This is a genomic window from Pandoraea sp. NPDC087047 (assembly GCF_044745225.1).
Lineage (GTDB): Bacteria > Pseudomonadota > Gammaproteobacteria > Burkholderiales > Burkholderiaceae > Pandoraea.
On record NZ_JBIUZU010000013.1, the window covers coordinates 1 to 17745 of the forward strand.

10 protein-coding genes are annotated in these 17745 nt (G+C 63.6%); 3 read left to right on the forward strand and 7 right to left on the reverse strand.

Annotated elements, in window-relative coordinates:
- From ACIPHM_RS21710 to ACIPHM_RS21720, 3 genes are all read left to right on the forward strand, one after another.
- Positions 1-302, forward strand: a 302-nt coding sequence (locus ACIPHM_RS21710; RefSeq protein ID WP_400332891.1) for a hypothetical protein, incomplete at its 5' end; no start/stop codon positions are given.
- A gap of 21 nt (positions 303-323) precedes the next feature.
- On the forward strand, positions 324-1763 hold the full coding sequence (locus ACIPHM_RS21715) for an alanine/glycine:cation symporter family protein (protein ID WP_400332894.1): 1440 nt from the start codon (positions 324-326) through the stop codon (positions 1761-1763).
- A 246-nt stretch (positions 1764-2009) separates the two neighbouring features.
- A complete protein-coding gene (locus ACIPHM_RS21720; protein ID WP_400332896.1) occupies positions 2010-3629 on the forward strand; it encodes a hypothetical protein in 1620 nt (539 codons plus the stop codon).
- A gap of 161 nt (positions 3630-3790) precedes the next feature.
- Here ACIPHM_RS21720 and ACIPHM_RS21725 read toward each other — a convergent pair whose 3' ends face one another.
- From ACIPHM_RS21725 to ACIPHM_RS21755, 7 genes are all read right to left on the reverse strand, one after another.
- Positions 3791-4933 carry a branched-chain amino acid ABC transporter substrate-binding protein gene (locus ACIPHM_RS21725; protein WP_400332899.1) on the reverse strand — a complete coding sequence of 381 codons (1143 nt, stop codon included), beginning with the start codon at positions 4931-4933 and terminating at the stop codon, positions 3791-3793.
- Between the two features lie 208 nt (positions 4934-5141).
- Positions 5142-6713, reverse strand: coding sequence for a sodium/proline symporter PutP (putP, locus tag ACIPHM_RS21730; RefSeq protein WP_400332902.1), 1572 nt, complete (start codon positions 6711-6713; stop codon positions 5142-5144).
- Between the two features lie 375 nt (positions 6714-7088).
- The gene (gene putA / locus ACIPHM_RS21735; RefSeq protein ID WP_400332904.1) at positions 7089-11003 is read right to left on the reverse strand and encodes a trifunctional transcriptional regulator/proline dehydrogenase/L-glutamate gamma-semialdehyde dehydrogenase; all 3915 of its coding nucleotides are present in this window, start codon (positions 11001-11003) and stop codon (positions 7089-7091) included.
- Between the two features lie 260 nt (positions 11004-11263).
- Positions 11264-12718 carry a hypothetical protein gene (locus ACIPHM_RS21740; RefSeq protein WP_400332907.1) on the reverse strand — a complete coding sequence of 485 codons (1455 nt, stop codon included), beginning with the start codon at positions 12716-12718 and terminating at the stop codon, positions 11264-11266.
- A gap of 290 nt (positions 12719-13008) precedes the next feature.
- On the reverse strand, positions 13009-13401 hold the full coding sequence (locus tag ACIPHM_RS21745; protein WP_400332910.1) for a sulfite:cytochrome C oxidoreductase subunit B: 393 nt from the start codon (positions 13399-13401) through the stop codon (positions 13009-13011).
- Between the two features lie 16 nt (positions 13402-13417).
- The gene (locus ACIPHM_RS21750; RefSeq protein ID WP_400332913.1) at positions 13418-14758 is read right to left on the reverse strand and encodes a molybdopterin-dependent oxidoreductase; all 1341 of its coding nucleotides are present in this window, start codon (positions 14756-14758) and stop codon (positions 13418-13420) included.
- Between the two features lie 160 nt (positions 14759-14918).
- A complete protein-coding gene (locus ACIPHM_RS21755; RefSeq protein ID WP_400332916.1) occupies positions 14919-17438 on the reverse strand; it encodes a primosomal protein N' in 2520 nt (839 codons plus the stop codon).
- Positions 17439-17745 lie beyond the last annotated feature (307 nt).

The window sequence follows — 17745 nt, forward strand, 5'->3', positions numbered from 1 at the left end:
GGAGCTTATTCCCACAACGACGCCGGATAGATTTAGGCAAGCCAAACACTGCACCAAACATCAGTCTTGCAAAAATGGGGGTGACCATAGATTTTTTATTACGTCGATGTTTTGATGGGGGCGTGCGACGCGATGGCATTACCAGGGTAGGCCGCGTACTTGCATCTCGTCGCCGCGCCTGCTCTTGGGAATATGCTGAGAATTTCGCCTCGTCGCCCCGCTGCTACCGAAGTCTTGCGACCCTCTCCGGTTTCGCCCTGTTTCAGGGGCTCCCCGGTGCTCATGCGAGCGCCGACATGTAACAAGAGAGGAGATGGCAATTCATGGAAATTTGGCTCAAACCGATAGTCGACGCGATCGGTAGTGTGCTTTCGGGGTATCCCCTCGTCGTCGCTTTGCTCGGTGCGGGCTTGTACTTCACGGTACGGTTCGGCGGTATTCGGGTGCGCACGCTCTGGCATAGCCTCTGCCTGTTGCGCACGTCTGGCAGCACCACCGGCATTTCCCCCTTTCAGGCGTTCGCGACCGGACTGGCGAGCCGCGTGGGGACCGGTAACATCGCGGGCGTCGCGGTCGCGCTGACTATCGGCGGTCCGGGCGCGATTTTCTGGATGTGGATGACCGCGCTGCTCGGCATGGCGTCTGCCTTCGTCGAGTCCACGCTGGCGCAGATTTTCAAGATTCCGCGCCACGACAATACCTTTCGCGGCGGCCCGGCGTATTACATTCAGCTTGGTCTGGGGTCGCGCAAATTCGGCATCGTCTTCGCGCTGGCGCTACTTTTCACGTTCGGCTTCGCGCTCAACTCCGTGCAGTCGCATTCGATTGCGGAAGCACTGGAGGCGTCGTTCGGATGGGAGCGTCAGTGGATCGGCGTTGCGCTGGTACTGATGACGGCACCGATCATCTACGGCGGGGTGCGCCGCGTGGCATGGTTCGCGCAATGGGTCGTGCCGGTCATGGCAGTGATCTATCTCGGGCTTGCGACGTACGTCTGCCTCGTCCACATCGATCAGATTCCCGGCATGATCGCGATGATCTGGCGTCACGCCTTCGGACTCGAACCCGCGACGGGCGGTATCGCCGGCTACGCGGTGACGCAGGCGGTGCTGATGGGAGTGAAGCGCGGCCTCTTCTCCAACGAGGCCGGCATGGGCAGCGCGCCCAACGCCGCGGCGGTCGCCACCACGAAGCATCCGGTGCAGCAGGGGCTGATGCAGATGCTCGGCGTGTTCTTCGACACCATCGTGGTCTGCTCTGCCACCGCGTTCATGATTCTGCTCTCGGGCCAGCTCATGCCGGGCGCGGCCCCGGAGGGCGCGGTCCTCACGCAACGTGCGCTCGCGGTGCACTTCGGCGACTGGGCCATCATCTTCACGGGCGTTACTGTGTTCTTCCTTGCGTACTCCAGCGTGCTGGGCAACTACGCGTATGCGGAAGTGAACATGGATTACATGACGCAGCGCCCGTGGATGCTCAACATCTTCCGTGCACTGGTGCTGCTCGCCGTGATGCTCGGCTCGGTAGCGAGCCTGCCGCTGGTGTGGAGCTTCGCCGATGTCGGCACCGCGCTCATGGCGTTCATCAACCTTGTTGCCATCGGTCTGTTGATGAATTACGCGTTGATCGCGTGGCGTGACTATCAGGCGCAACGCAAGGCGGGTATCGCCGAGCCGATCTTCACGCGTGACGTGCTGCCCCAGAAGATGCGCGAGCGTCTACCGAAGGATGTCTGGCGTGCGGAGCGCGGCGACAACGGTTAACGGCGATGCCGCGCGATATGTGCCATTGATATTTCGCTGTTGTTCGAATTGAAAAGCCGCGTGGTCGATATCACGCGGCTTTTCATTGTTGGTTCGTGCTTTTGGATTCGCAGCAGCAGGCACCATTTAGCGGATAAATCCCGGCTATTTCGCGAGCAATGTCATTGATAATGCTGATCTCAATGTTTCAGCATTCACCGATACATGACTCTGTGATTGTCGGAGGATTCCAAAGAGGACAAGTCAATGAGAAGAAGTCAAACAGGCATTTTTCTTGTTTCCGCGGCGATGGCGATTGCTGTCGTCGGCATGCTGATTACGTTCTGGGGCGTGAATCAGATGCGTCAAATGCGAATCGAACGGGCAGAACGGGCTGGGCAAGGGCTCAAGATCATCGGCAACGCGGCAGATACATTCGTCGTGAAGCATTACAAGGAGATTGAAGCGTTGCTTTCGGCGCCTGGCAAAAGCGTTACCCTCAAAGGTCACACCTTCACCCGTATCCCTCCTTCCTCGTCGTTCGATCACGCGTACGTCGGAAATCTGGACGCTAAAGCACTCATTGATGTGCTCGATCTCTCCGGCGTGGGAAGCAAGCCGCCCTACGGCCTGGGGAACTATGACATCCGGGTGTATCGGAAATGCGATCGGGAGCACCCGCCAAATTGCCAGATCAATTCGCTGACATATCTCACTGAGCCGGCAAAGCGCGCATATACGTCATCGCCCGACTACGCGTTCGCTGCGATTGCCGTGAAGGCGGTCGGTGCCTTCGGTGGGATGTCCACGATGGACAAGCCGGAAGCGTTTCTATTCGTCGGTGAAGACATGAAGCCAATTTCGCAGGCAATACCCAATCCTTTGAGAGCGCCCGGATTGATCGCCATGCGCGGAGGCTTCCTGACACATAGCCAGGATGTCAACGTCCGGCGCGATGGGTCGCGCAATATCACCGGCGATCTTGATTTCAAGAGCGGCGTGACGAATCAAAGCATCAAGGGGGTCAAAAATATTGTCGGTGTGGGAAAGCTCGAAATGCAGGAGCTCGAGATCAAGGGCAACGCCACCATCAAGGGCCAGTTGCATCTGAGCGATGGGACCGACGCGACCCGACAGAATATCGTTGGCGCCCGAAATATCGAAGGCGATGGCAAGCTGACGATGGCGGAACTGGATGTGCAGGGAGCGACCGTGGGCGGCAACGCAACCATTAGCGGCAACTTGGAGGCAAAGAGCGGGGCCTCGGTCGGCGGTGCGTTGAGAATGCAACGCAACAATATCGAGCATGCGAATCGCGTGGATGCGATGCGGCTGCGATCCGAATCGGGCGTCATTCAACTCGACGGTGTCAAAACACTCCACGGCAATTGCAGGCAAGGCGAAATCGGTCGAGACGCCAATGGCAAAATGCTGTCGTGTCAAAACTCGGGCGACTACTGGTCGTGGCAATTGGCGACAACGACCAAGTACGTCACCAAAGTCGTGAATAGAGATGTGGAGCGAATCGTCGACCGGCCCATCGTCATGGCGAAGTGGACACAGACATACGCGGGTTGCAACGGCTATCGAAAGCCTGCAGGGAGCAGTTGGCGGTGGAGTGGATACTACGGAAAAGTCGATAAAGCGGAGTTCTGCGCCATCTTTGCAAGAGGATGGTGTGACGCAAGCGCCTTCGGATACTGGGACAACGCCTACGTGTACAACGTCGACGAAAATGGTATTTCAGTCAGCTCTGGCGGTACTCCCTACGTCGGTTTTGGAAACACCTACGGCGAATTGGTCTGTGGTTTTCGATCCAGAGAGGACGCTCTCGCGGGAGGCTTCACGCCTTGCGATAACTCGAACAATTGTTCCGCGCCGTACTGACATCACTCGTTCGTCTCGACCCTCCCTCGCTTCGCCCCGAGCCGCTCGCTACCCGCTGAGTGGTCAATTGAGGGCTTGCTGGCACGCATCAAATCACAAAGGCCGGTGAGTCATCCTCACCGGCCTTTGTCGATTGCAGCTATCCAGACATCGTCAGACGCTTACTTGCCGCCGACAGTCTCCAGCACCGTCCACTTGCCGTCGACCACCTTGTACAGGGTGATCGAGCCGTACTTCAGGTCACCCACGTTGTCGTAAGCCAGCTCACGCGTGGTCACGCCGGGCATGCTCGTCTTGGCCAGCACCGGCAGGTACTTCGCCGGGTCGGTGGAGTTGGCTTTCTTCATGGCCGACATCATGGCCATGGCGCCGTCATAGGCGTACGGCGAGTATGTTTCCGGACCCGCGCCGAACTTGGCCTTGTAACGCGACTCGTAAGCGGCGCCACCCGGCATCTTGTCGAGCGGCAGACCCGCGAGCGAGACGACCGAGCCGTTGGCGGCGTCGCCGGCGATCTTCAGGAAGGCGTCCGACTTGACCATCTCGCCGGCCATCAGCGTTGCCTTGATGCCCAGTTCGCGCATCTGCTTGGCGAGCGGGCCGGCTTGCGCGTCGGCGCCGCCGTAGAAAATCATGTCCGGATTGGAGCGCTTGAGGTTCGTCAGAATCGCGCGGAAGTCCACGGCCTTGTCGCTGGCGAACTCACGACGCACGATCTTGCCGCCGGCGCCCTTGGCAGCCTTCTCGAATTCGTCTGCCAGACCCTGACCGTAAGCGGTGCGGTCATCGACGATGGCGATGTTCTTGAAGCCCAGCTTCTTGACGGCGAACGTGCCGACGACCGAACCCTGCTGGATGTCCGAGGTCATCATGCGGAAGGTCGTCTTGAAGCCTTGCTTGGTGTATTCCGGGGCCGTCGCCATCGCGATTTCGGGGATGCCGGCTTGCGCGTAGATGCGCGAAGCGGGAATCGTCGTGCCGGAATTGAAGTGGCCGAGCATGCCCTTGATGCCGTTGTCGACCAGCTTCTGCGCGACCAGCGAGCCCTGACGTGGGTCGGCCTGATCGTCCTCGGCCTGCAACACGAACTTCACCGGTTTGCCGTCGATGGTCGGCTTCGTGGCGTTGTACTCGTCGACGGCAAGTTGAATGCCGTTCTGCATGTCCTTGCCGTAGTGCGCCTGAGCGCCCGTGAGCGGTGCGGCAAAACCCAGCTTCACTTCCTGCGCCTGTTGCGCATTGGCCGCGCCGAACGCGAGTAGCCCCGCAACTGCGACGGCGCTAGCCGTAAGCTTCGATTGCATCAACCCTCTCCTTGCATGTGTTTGTCGTTGAGTGGCGTGTCTGCGGGATCGCCGCTGCACGCCCTTCTTGAAACGCCGCTGGCACCGGGCTGGTTGGCCCAGGACGGCTTCAATTGCAATCAAACGCAAAATGCGTCCGACGCGGCAGTATTGGATGGCCGCACGCGCCGGTCAAGAGGGGGTTATTCGGATGGAAGGTGCTACTGGCTTATGGGGCCGGTTGCGCCGTGGGCGCGTTGGTGCCACCGCTGCCATTGTGGCCGCCGGTGATGTCCGTGCCGGTCGTCCTGCCTTCCTGGATGTCTTTCAACGTTGCTTCTGCGACGGCGTAACGGGCCAGCACCTCGGCGCTCGGCGCACGATCCAGGCGGCTCACCACGAAGAGTGCCAGACCGCCCAGTGCGAAGCCCGGCACGATTTCGTACAGATCGAACCAGCCGAACTGCTTCCAGATCAGGACCGTTGCGGCGCCGACGACGATGCCCGCGAGCGCGCCGTTACGGGTGACGCGCGGCCACAGCAGCGTGGCGAGCACCAGCGGACCGAAGGCCGCACCGAAACCGGCCCAGGCATAGCTCACCATGCCGAGCACGCGGCTTTCCGGGTCGAGCGCGAGCAGCACGGCGATAACGGCCACGGCGAGCACCATCGTGCGGCCGATCCACACCAGACGGCGCTGGCTCACCGGCCCGCGCGCGAACGTCTTATAGAGGTCTTCGGTCAGCGCGCTGGAGCACACGAGCAACTGACACGACAACGTGCTCATGACCGCCGCCAGAATGGCCGCGAGCAGCACACCCGCAAGCCACGGCGTGAAGAGCTGGGTCGTGAGCGACATGAAGATCGTCTCGGGGTTCGCGAGCACGCCTGCGCCCTGCGCCGGATGCGCGCTGTAATACGCCAGCCCGAAGAAGCCCACGGCCACCGCACCGGCGAGGCACAGCACCATCCACGTCATGCAGATGCGGCGCGCTTGCGGAATCGCGGCCGCCGAACGCGTGGCCATAAAGCGCACGAGAATGTGCGGCTGGCCGAAATAGCCCAGCCCCCAGGCGAGCATCGAGATCACGCCGATGGGGGCGAGATCGCCGAACCAGTCGGTGTGCGCCGGATGCACGGCAGTCACGGCATCGATGGCCGCCGTGGGGCTGCCGACGCTGGTGATCACCGCAATCGGCGTGACGACCAGCGCAGCGAACATCAGCGACGCCTGCACGGTGTCGGTCCAGCTCACGGCGAGGAAGCCGCCGATGAAGACGTAGGCGATGGTCGCCACGGCGCCGATCCACAGGGCCGTCTGGTAGTCGAGGCCGAACATCGTCTCGAACAGACGGGCACCGGCGACGACCCCGGACGCGCAATAAATTGTGAAAAAGATGAGGATCACAAGGGCCGTAACGATACGCAGCACATGGCTACGGTCGCCGAAACGCTGCGTGAGGTACTCGGGTAAGGTGAGTGCGTTGCCGCAGACTTCCGTGTGCACGCGCAGTCGCGCTGCCACGAGACGCCAGTTGGCCCACGCCCCGATGGCCAGACCGATGGCGATCCAGACACCCGACAGGCCGCCCGCGTAAATGGCGCCGGGCAGGCCGAGCAACAACCAGCCGCTCATGTCGGAAGCGCCGGCGGAGAGTGCGGTGACGAAACTGCCCAGACGGCGTCCGCCAAGGATGTAGTCGGAAAGATTGTTCGTGGAGCGGTAGCCGAGCCAGCCGATCACCAGCATCAGCAGCAGATAGACGGTGAACGACACCGCCGTCGGATTCCAAACGGACATGTTGCCTCCTTGAAGCAGCGGCGCGGTGCACGTCTGGTCCGTCTCCCGGCATGACGAAAGCGGCTTCAACGCGCAACAACGACCGCCATGGCCGGCGATACGTGTCGCCGGCACGGGTTGACCGCGCGAAGGCGGTGAAACGCGTGATATGTGGGGGGCGGCGCGAAGATACCGCGAATGAGCGTGGCGCGCATGGCTACGCAATGTGCGTGAGGGGCGCAACAAGCGGGGAACGTGGGGGAGAGGGCGGGGATTGTCCGATAAGAATGACGCGTAATGTATACGCATCGCGGCCGCCAACGTCCCGAAACGAGGGGCGTTGGCGGCCGCTTACGACGGCAACGTGCTGTGGGCGCTACTGCGGTGCCGCAGCGATCAGCCGATGGTCATGAGGTTGGCGTTCCCCCCGGCGGCGGCCGTGTTGACGGACACCGAGCGCTCGCACAGCAGACGCTCCAGCGCGTAGTCGTCACCGGCGGCCAGCGCTTCGGGCGCGAGACCCTGCATTGACAGGATCGGGCCGTTGCGTGTCGCGATACGACGGTTCAGCGCGCGCAGCTCGTCGCTGTCGCCTTCGAACAGCACGGCGGCAAGCGATGCCTCGCCGGCCGCATCCGCGCCCGCGGCCAGGACCGACGCACGACCCTTGAGCGCGGCAGGCAGGGCGCTTACCAGATCGCGGGCGGCGGCGCTGTCGGCGAAGACGGCGTGATTGCCCGTGGCCAGCGCAGCGGCCAGTTGCGTACGCGCGCCGAGCGCCGTGGCCGCCACGCACAGCACCGGGCCGCGCGGCTCCAGGCCGTAGGTGTTGCGCTCGCCGGTTGGGCCGGGCAGCACGACGGTGGCGTCGAGGGCCGACGTGGCCAGATAGCGGTCGACGCGATCGATAGCGGGCGCGTTCTCCGGTTGCTGACGCAGCCAGTCGCGATAGCTCACCAGCGGCGAGAGCGCGGCGTCGTTGCGATTCAGTTCCGGGGCCAGCGCAGCCGGACGCGTTGCCAGCAGTCGCGGCAAATACATCGGACCGCCCGCTTTCGGACCCGTCCCGGACAATCCTTCACCGCCGAACGGCTGCACACCGACCACGGCGCCGATCACGTTACGGTTCACATAGACGTTGCCGACATGGGCGCGCTCGGTCACGTACGCAATGGTTTCGTCGATACGCGTATGCACACCGAACGTCAGCCCGTAGCCCGTGCCGTTGATCTGATCGAGCAGCTTGTCGAGTTGCGCGCGCTTGAAGCGGATCACGTGCAGCACCGGGCCGAAGACTTCGCGTTGCAGCGCCTTCAGGTCGGTGAGTTCGATGAGCGTGGGCGCCACAAACGTGCCATGACGGGCGGCGTCCGGCAGCGTGAGTTGCTCGATCGGGAAGCCCTTGCCGCGCATCTGTTCGATGTGGCGGTTGATGCCGCTCTGCGCCTCGGCGTCGATCACCGGACCAACGTCGATGGCCAGACGATCCGGGTTGCCGATAGCCAGTTCCTGCATTGCGCCCTTGAGCATGTGCAGCGTCTTGTCGGCGATATCGTCCTGCAGGCACAGCACGCGCAGGGCCGAACAGCGTTGACCGGCCGAATCGAAAGCCGAGGCAAGCACGTCGTACACGACCTGTTCGGGCAACGCCGAGGAGTCGACGATCATCGCGTTCTGACCGCCGGTCTCGGCGATCAGCGGAATCGGACGGCCGTTGGCGTCCAGCCGGTCGGCCAACGTGCGCGCGATGATGCGAGCCACTTCGGTCGAGCCGGTGAACATGACGGCCTTGATGCGGGCATCGGCCACGAGCGCAGCGCCCACGGTTTCGCCCGTGCCCGGCAGCAGTTGCAACGCACCGGCCGGCACCCCGGCGGCTTGCATCAGACGGACGGCTTCGGCGGCGATGAGCGGCGTTTGCTCGGCCGGCTTGGCGATGACCGGATTGCCGGCGGCCAGGGCGGCCGCGACCTGACCGATGAAGATGGCGAGCGGGAAGTTCCACGGGCTGATACACAGCACCGGGCCCAGCGGGCGGTGCGTATCGTTGGAGAAGCCCTGGCGAATCTGCGCGGCGTAATAGCGCAGGAAGTCGACGGCTTCGCGCACTTCGGCCACGGCGTTGGGCAGCGACTTGCCTGCTTCGCGCACGCACAGGCCCATTAGCGTGGGCATGTGCGCTTCGAGCAGATCGGCCGAGCGCATCAGGCAGTCGGCGCGTGCTTCGACCGGCGTGGCTTGCCAGATCGGCGCGGCGGCCACGGCGTGCGCAAGGGCGGCTTCGACGTCGGCCGAAGTGGCCTCGATGACCTGACCCACGGTATCGCGCAGATCGGCCGGGTTGCGCACGACACGCGGCGTGCCCGTGGTGCGCTCGCCGTCGGCCAGCATCGGTGCAGCGCGCCACGGCGTGCCCGCGCTGGCGAGCAGCGCCGACGACAGCGACGCGAGGCGGTGTTCGTTCGAGAGATCGAAGCCCGACGAGTTGGCGCGCGAAGTGCCGTACAGATCGCGCGGCAGCGCAATCTTGGCATGCGGCGCTCCGAGCGGTTGCACCTTCTCGGCTTCCGAAATCGGGTCCGCGATCAGTTCGTCGACGCTGATGGTTTCGTCGGCAATGCGGTTCACGAAGGACGTATTCGCGCCGTTCTCCAGCAGACGCCGCACGAGGTAAGCCAACAACGTTTCGTGCGTGCCGACCGGTGCGTACACGCGGCACGGACGTGCCAGCTTGCCCGCGGCGATGGCGCCCACGACCTCTTCATACAGCGGCTCGCCCATGCCGTGCAGGCACTGGAATTCGTACTGGCCGGGGTAATAGTTGTTGCCCGCGAGGTGATAGATCGCCGAGAGCGTATAGGCGTTGTGCGTGGCGAACTGCGGATAGATCGCGTCCGGCACGGCGAGCAGCTTCTTCGCGCAGGCGAGGTAAGACACGTCCGTATAGATCTTGCGCGTATAGACCGGATAGCCTTCCAGACCGTCGACCTGCGCACGCTTGATTTCCGTATCCCAGTAAGCGCCCTTGACCAGACGCACCATGATGCGGTGGCGGCTGCGACGCGCCAGATCGATGATGAAGTCGATCACGAACGGGCACCGCTTCTGATACGCCTGCACCACGAAACCGATGCCGTTCCAGCCGGCCAGTTCGGGGTCGAAGCACAGCGATTCGAGCAGATCGAGCGAGATTTCGAGGCGGTCGGCTTCTTCGGCGTCGATGTTCAGGCCGATGTCGTACGAGCGGGCCAGCTTGGCGAGCGCCTGCACGCGCGGCAGCAGTTCCGTGACAGTGCGCTCGTGCTGGCTGCGCGAGTAGCGCGGGTGCAGCGCCGAGAGCTTGATGGAGATGCCCGGGCCTTCGTAAATGCCCCGGCCGGCCGACGCCTTGCCGATGGCGTGAATGGCTTGCTCGTAGCTTGCGTAGTAGCGCTGCGCGTCCTCTTCGGTGGTTGCGGCTTCGCCGAGCATGTCGTACGAGTAGCGGAAGCCTTGCGCTTCGTACTTGCGGCTGTTGGCCAGTGCTTCGGAGATGGTTTCGCCCGTCACGAACTGTTCGCCCATCAGACGCATGGCCATGTCAACGCCCTTGCGGATGAGCGGCTCGCCGCCACGGCCGATCAGGCGCGTGAGGGCCTTGGTGAGACCGGCTTCGCTGGTGGTGGTAACGAGCTTGCCGGTGATCATCAGGCCCCAGGTGGCGGCGTTGACGAACATCGACGGCGAATTGCCCATGTGGGCGTGCCAGTCACCCTTGCTGATCTTGTCGCGGATGAGCGCATCGCGCGTGGCCTTGTCGGGAATGCGCAGCAGCGCTTCGGCCAGACACATCAGGGCCACGCCTTCCTGGCTGGACAGTGAGAATTCGTGAATCAGACCTTCCACGCCGCCGCCGGTGCTCTTGCCGCGCAGGGCGACGACGAGCTTGCGGGCGAGGTCGGAGGCGAGCGTCGCGGTTGCCGGCGGCAGCTTGGCCTGACCGACGAGCACGGGCACGCACTCCGGTTCCGGGCGGCGATACGCCGCGGTGATCGCCGCGCGCAGCACCGATTGCGGTTGCACGTTCTGGGCGAATTCGAGGAACGGGTGCGGCACGGTGTCGTCGCCGGCATGGCCGTCGATCACCTCGGTACCCGACTGGGTTGCACCGCTCAGTTCGGGCGGCAGCGCGCCGCTCTCGATCCGTTCCAGATACGCAAAGATGGCCTGTTTGATAAGCCAGTGCGGGGTGCGCTCGATTTGCTGGGCGGCCGTCTTGAGCCGGGTGCGCAGGATATCGTCGACTTTGACGCCGAGAGTGGTGTTAGCCATGGAAGGGTTGCCTGATGACGCGGGATCGCAAAAAAACGTGACACCCATAGGGGGTGAATTGCGGCATCGTAACCGGCTTTCCGAAGAGGTGCAACCGGAGTCAAAATTCGGGTTGCACCTGATGCGTCATTCGCCATCGACGCCACGCCGGGGCGCGTGCGTGTCCGTCAGCGTGACGGCGCAGAAAGTGATGGGGAACGTCCGATTTTTGCGTCATACGGCACAGCGTCAGGCATCGACCCGATTCGGCATAAAGCGATTCAGAGAAAGTCGATACAGGTCATCACCGAGTGCGACTCGCTCGATTCGAGCATGTAAAACGTGCGATTGCCGGTCTTGTACCAGGATTTGGTGTTCCAGCCGGTTGCCGGGTCGTATGGCTCGGAGCCGTCGACGGTCGGCGAGACGGCATACACGCGCACCTTCGGATTGTTCTGCTGGCGGCAGGGGGAGTTGTCGATCCGGGAGACCCAGCAAAAATCGTGTCGCCACTTCGATGGGAGGTGTCGTGTTGTGCAGTTGAGGTATTCGTAGGTGGTCACCTGGCTATTGACTTTGCCTTTCAACGGCTCCCACACGAGTTTCTGCGTGCACGAATGAAAGTTGCCGAGGTTGTCTCTGCCGATCTGGCCGATGGAGGTGCATGAGGTGTTGGCAACAATGGGGGTGCCGAATGTGATCGTGCCCGCGGCGCGTTCGGCACGGCTGTCGCCTTCGCCGATGTGAACAAAACCCGACGCCGCCACGTTGCCCTTCTTGGATTCGGCGGTGCCGGCAATGGTCAGGTTGCCATCGTCGTTATAGATATCCCCCTTGGCCCACAGATTGCCGTAGGACCAGATCCCTTTCTCGGCGGCGACGTAGCCTTTGGTAGGTTGCCGGCGTACATCGTCCGTCATTTCCTGCGATTGGCCCGCCAGAATGTTGCCCGCGCTGACGAGGTCGTTCTTGCCCATCCGGAGGTTGCCGGTCATGACATCGGAGCCGTCGCGCCGCAGGTAGCTGCTCATCGGACCGAGCGGATAGCCGGCGCGAACGGCGAGCAGGCCGGGCGTTCGATTGGCGTCCGGATTGGCGAGTCGATTGGGTGTGTCCGTCTCACCCGCGGGGGTTTGCGGGAACGTGATGTATGCCGGCGTGGCGTCGCTTGAAAAGCCGCCGTGCACGCCGATCTTGCGGATCGCGGTCGTTAGCATGTTCATGTCGGCGTGCGCGCTGTAGGTTCGCTTGAGCGGCTGGTCGATGTAGACGAGCGCGTGAATGCTCGCATCGCGCGCGTGCTTCTCTCTTGTGATGCTGACCACGTAGCTCGCCCCGGGCATGGTCGGCGGGGAGGCGCCAACCCCCGGCAGCTTCATGATCTTGATGATGTCGTCCGCCGTGATGTGGCGGGCGCGGGCGCCAACCCGCAGTTGGAGCGAGAGCGGGTCCGCGCCGCTTCGTATGACTTCTACGCCATAGGGCTGAAGCTCGCCTGCATCCGTGAGGCGCACGGCGTTCCCGTCCTCGAACGCCTTACGAATGGCGGCATGGTGTTTCACCATGAACGATTGCGTGCCCTCGCCGATGAGCTTCAACGCCTCGCCCACGACCTCGGCCTTTTGGTTGCGCAGCGATTGCACGTACTGCTGTAAGCCGAAGGTGATCAATATGCCCACCACGGCCACGGCGATGGTCGCCCCGATCAGGAACACGCCGCGTTGTCTGTATCGCATAATTCTGCCAATAGAGTTGCCTGTGTCGCATCGAGCGACGCTCGATATCAGGGCAAAGGCGGAATTCTGGCGCAGACGGCTTCGGCGGTGTTTGGGGGGTGTCTCAAATGCTTGAGGGATCAGTCCTATATCGAAAGCGTCGCGGGCATATCGACGGTGTGACGCTTGCGATCGCAGTCATCCACGGCGCGTGACGGGCAAGCGAAAACGAGATTCGGCGGCGCAACGCCAATCGCCCCGACGCGAGCGCCAGGGCGATTCACGGAAAATCGGATGCGCGACGAAACGGCTTACTTCTGATCGTTGCCGTAGGTCTTGCCGAGATATTCGGAAATCAGCTTGACCTGATCTTCGGGAATCGGCGCGCCGTACACCTTCACCATCTTCGTGACTTCGGCGCTCCAGAACGCGGCTGGCATTGGCGGCTGGCTGTTGACGTAGTCGATCGAGTGACACATCACGCACCACGCGCTGGCGGCCTGATGGCCGGCGAGCGTCGAGGCTTTGAGTTGACCCGTTTCCTGCGGCAGCTTGATGTCGAGCGCTTGGGCGGGGCGCGGCGCCAGGAAACCGAGGCCGAGCAACAGGCCCACGGCCAGCGATGTTCGCACCGAGCGAGCGCTTGCGACCTGGCGCGAACGGGCTGCCGAATGCGGCAGCGTGGAAGGCGTTGAAATCGTCATGTTCGTTTCTCCCGTCTCACGCTGCGATCACGCGCACGGTTTCCACCCCGTTGCGCAGATAGCCGGCCGGATTCCACAACGATTGCAGCGGTTGCGATACCCCTGCGCGATTCGTCGCCCGAACTTTCAGAACATACTCACCCGGCTGCGGCGGCATGAACGACGCCGTCCACTCGCGAAACGAGTACTTCGACAACTCGCTGCCCAATTGCGCGGCTTGCCATGTCTGACCGCCATCGGTCGAAAACTGCACGTCGCGAATACCTTCGCCCCCATCGAACGCAATGCCGCGCACGCGCATCGCTGTGCCCGCCGCGACCCGCTGGCCGTCGGCATGGCTGGTGACGAAGGAGCGCACCGTGAAGCGTCCGATGGGCTTCGTTTTCTCCGGCGCTTTGCCCGGCTCGACACAGTGGCAGTCGTTATCGGGAATGCGATAGGCCGTGGCCATCCAGAAGCCGTCGAAGACGTTGTCGACGACGTTGATGTCCGCGAGATGCTTCACCCAGTACGTGCCGTAATAGCCCGGCACGACAAACCGCACCGGAAAGCCGTTGAGCATCGGGAGATCCTTGCCGTTCATGGCGAACGCCACCATCACTTCGCCGTCCATCGCGTGATCGAGATCGAGTGCTTTCACGAATTCGGGCGTGGCCGGGACGATCGGCCGGTCGAGTCCTTCGAACGTGACTTGCTTCGCGCCGGGAGATACCCCCGCGCGCTCGAGAATCCGCTTGAGCGGAATGCCGCGCCAGCGCGCGTTGCCCATCGCGCCGTTGGCGATCTGGCCGCCGCCGACACGCGGCTCGAAGAAGCCCCGGCTGTTGCCCGAGCACTGATGCACGGCCACGATGTCCACCGGTGCGCCGAAATCCTTCTTGAGCGACGCGAGCGAGATGTCGAGCGGTTTGGCGACGCTGCCCCCCACGCGAATCCGATGTTTCGCCGGATCGATGTCGGTCGGAATGCCCGCGAGGTGATAGCGCACGAAGAAGGCGTCGTTCGGCGTGATCAGGCCGTCGTTGAAGACGTCGAAGGGCGTTTCCAGTTGAGGCGGCCGGGCGGTGAGACGGATCAGCGGACGCTTCTGCGGATACGCAACGAGCTCGCGCTCGCCGTTGGCAAACGGTAGCGTCACCGTCTGCGGTGCGACGGTGGCGGCGAGTACGTCGAGCGCGCGTCCCGCGAGGCTGGCGCCGACGCCGAGGGCCCCGGCGCGCCGCAGGAAGCGACGGCGCGAAACTTCGGCGACGGCCGATTCGGCAGGTGACTCGGAGAAGGCGTATTCGGGAGGAACGGGCGGGGATGCAGCAGCTTGCGGCGCCGTTCGGGCGGCGCTTCGGGCGTGCGACTTCATCGGATGTCTCCTGTGGGACTTCGTATCGTGCAGACGAATGCAGATGACGCGAACCGTTCGACGTGCAGCGTTCTGATGACCGCTTTCTGATGACCACTTACGGCCGCATCGTCGGAGATTCTTCCAATGTTGTCAAATTTCCGGAACGTTATATACCGATTTATATTTCGAGTGGGTCGACTTCGAGATGCCAGCGCACGGGTGCCCTGAGCGCGCGCAACTCGCCCATCCAGTGCGTGAGAAAGCGTTGCAGCGCGCCGCGATGCGGGCTTTCGACGACGAGTTGCGCGCGCTCGGTGCCCGCGATCCGGACCATCGTCATGGGCACGGGGTCCCACAAGGAGATGCGCGGGTCGTTCAGCGCCGGGGTGGCGGCGATCTCGCGGGCCTGTTTGAGGAACGTCATGGCGTCCTCGAGCTTGCGGGCTTCGGCGCGTAACAACGCTTGATGCGTGTACGGCGGGAGCAGCGCGACGCGTCTTTCTTCCAGTTGCTGTGCCGCGAAGCCCGCATAGTCGTGCCGCATGAGCGACGCGAACAGCGGGTGAGACGCATAGCGTGTCTGGATCAGCACGTCGCCGGGGCCGTCTGCACGTGCGGCGCGTCCGGCGCGGCCCGCCACCTGCATCAGTTGGGCGAAGAGGCGCTCGGCGGCCCGGAAGTCGTGTGAGAAGAGGGCGCTGTCGGCGTTGACCACGCCCACGAGGGTGACGTTACGGAAGTCGTGACCTTTGGCCACCATCTGTGTGCCGATCAGAATGTCGACTTCGCCCGCGTGCACCTGCGCGAAGAGCGCCTGAGCGCTGCCCTTGCGGCGCGTGCTGTCGGCGTCGATGCGCGCCAGCCGTGCGTCGGGGAAGTGTTCGGCGAGCGCTTCTTCGATACGTTGCGTGCCGCGTCCGAGCGGCGCGAGATCGAGGTTGCCGCAGTCGGGGCAGGCGTGCGGGATGCGCGATTCGGCACCGCAGTGATGGCAGCGCAGGCGACGCTCGGGCTTGTGCAGCACCATGTGGGCGCTGCATCGGCGGCAGTCGCTGACCCAGCCGCAGGCGTCGCAGTTGAGCACCGGGGCATAGCCGCGGCGATTCAGGAACAGCAGGCTTTGCTCGCCCGCTTCGAGCCGCGCACGAATGGCGGCGAGCAGCGGTTGCGACAGGCCTTCGTGCACCACGCGCTGACGCTTGCGCTCGATCTCCATGTCGATGAGCGAGACGCGCGGCAGCACGGCGTCGGGCGTGGCGCGCTCAGGCATCGCGAGGCGCACGTAGCGCCCTTGCTCCGCGCGGTTCCAGCTGTCGAGCGATGGCGTGGCGGAGCCGAGCACGACCGGAATGCGCACCCGGTTCGCCCGCCAGATGGCGAGGTCGCGCGCCGAGTAGCGCAGGCCTTCCTGCTGTTTGTAGGACGGATCGTGTTCTTCGTCGACGACGATGAGCCGCAGGTGCGGCAACGAGGCCATCACCGCCAGACGTGTGCCGAGCACGATGCGCGCTTCGCCGCGATGGGCCGCGAGCCAGTGCCGGGCGCGCTCGCCTTCGGCCAACCCGCTATGCAGCGTGACGAGCGTCTCGTCGGGGAAACGCGTGCGGAAGACGCCTTCGAGTTGCGGCGTCAGGTTGATTTCGGGAACGAGAACGAGCACCTGGGCGTCGCGTCCATCACGTCCATCACGGGCGTGCAGGGCTTCAGCCACCGCGCGCAAATAGACTTCGGTCTTGCCGCTGCCGGTCACGCCGTACAGCAGGAACGGCGGGCAGGCGGGGGTGTCGCCGGAGGTGGCGGCATCGCTCGCGTCGCTGGCCGTTGCCTGATCGAGACGCTGGGCGCCTGCGCCGACAAGCGCGTCGTGGATGGCGGCGACGGCGTCGGCCTGTCCGACGGTGAGCGTCTTGGCGGCGCTGCTGCGCCCGCCGGAAGTGCTGGAGTCCGTCGGATCGGCGGCGCGATCGAGCGTGTCGCCCAGCCCGACGCCCGCGTCGCCGTCCTCGTTCTCGCCTTCTTCCTCGCCGGACGCCTCGACATCGCGCACGGCCTCATGGAACGGCACTGTCTCGACGACGACCCAACTGGCGGCGGCCCACTGTTTGAGGACGTCCGCCGCTTTCGAGCATAGGGCCCGTGCTTCGTCGGCGTCGAGTGTGCCCGCTTGTGCCAGTCCTTCGGCCAGCCGGCGCTGCGCGCGCAACCGGGCGGGCACGTTGTCCATCAGCGTGTTCAGCGCGCCCTCGGCGATCCGGTAGCGTTGCACGCCGCGCTGGGCAAGGAGCCGCGACCAGCGCATCGGCGTGCGCAGGTGGCCCGGTATGGCGGGCAGCGCCACTTCACCGACGCCGCGCTGGTAGTAGCGCGCCGCGAATTGCATCAGGTCGCGCCAATCGTCGCCAAGCGGGGGCAATTCGTGCCAGACGGAGGTCACTTCGCGCAGCTTGGCCGGATCGACTTCGCTGCGCTGCGTCAATTCCCAGACAATGCCCACGACCTGTCGTCGTCCGAACGGCACCTGCACCAGTTGACCAGGGCTCGCGGCCTGATCGAGACGGTAGTCGAACAGGGTAAGAAGCGGCGTATCGAGCGCCACGCGGGCGATGGCGGGCGCACCGATGCGAGGCTGGGTCGCCGGGGTGAGCGCATCGTCATGCAATGCGAGGGACGGTTCGGAGAGGTCGTCGGCGCGGGTCAAACTTAAAGTGAATCCTGAGAAGTTTCGGTAAACCCCGGATTTGAGTCGGCTTTCCAGTGGGTTCGAAACGCTTGTGGATAACTATGTTGAGAACTGTGGGGATTATCTCTCGCCAGCCTCGCGGCCCGGCCCCCACACCGCTCGACGCCTGGACTTTGCTTGAATCAAAAATGCTTTTTGATCAATAGCTTATGAATGACGTCGAAGGTGCCTTTCGTTCGCCTCTCACTTGCGGCGGCGCAGCGAGAATTTGTGCATAAGTCTTCGGGACAACTCCGCAAATTGGAGGGGTTATTCGACGGCATCC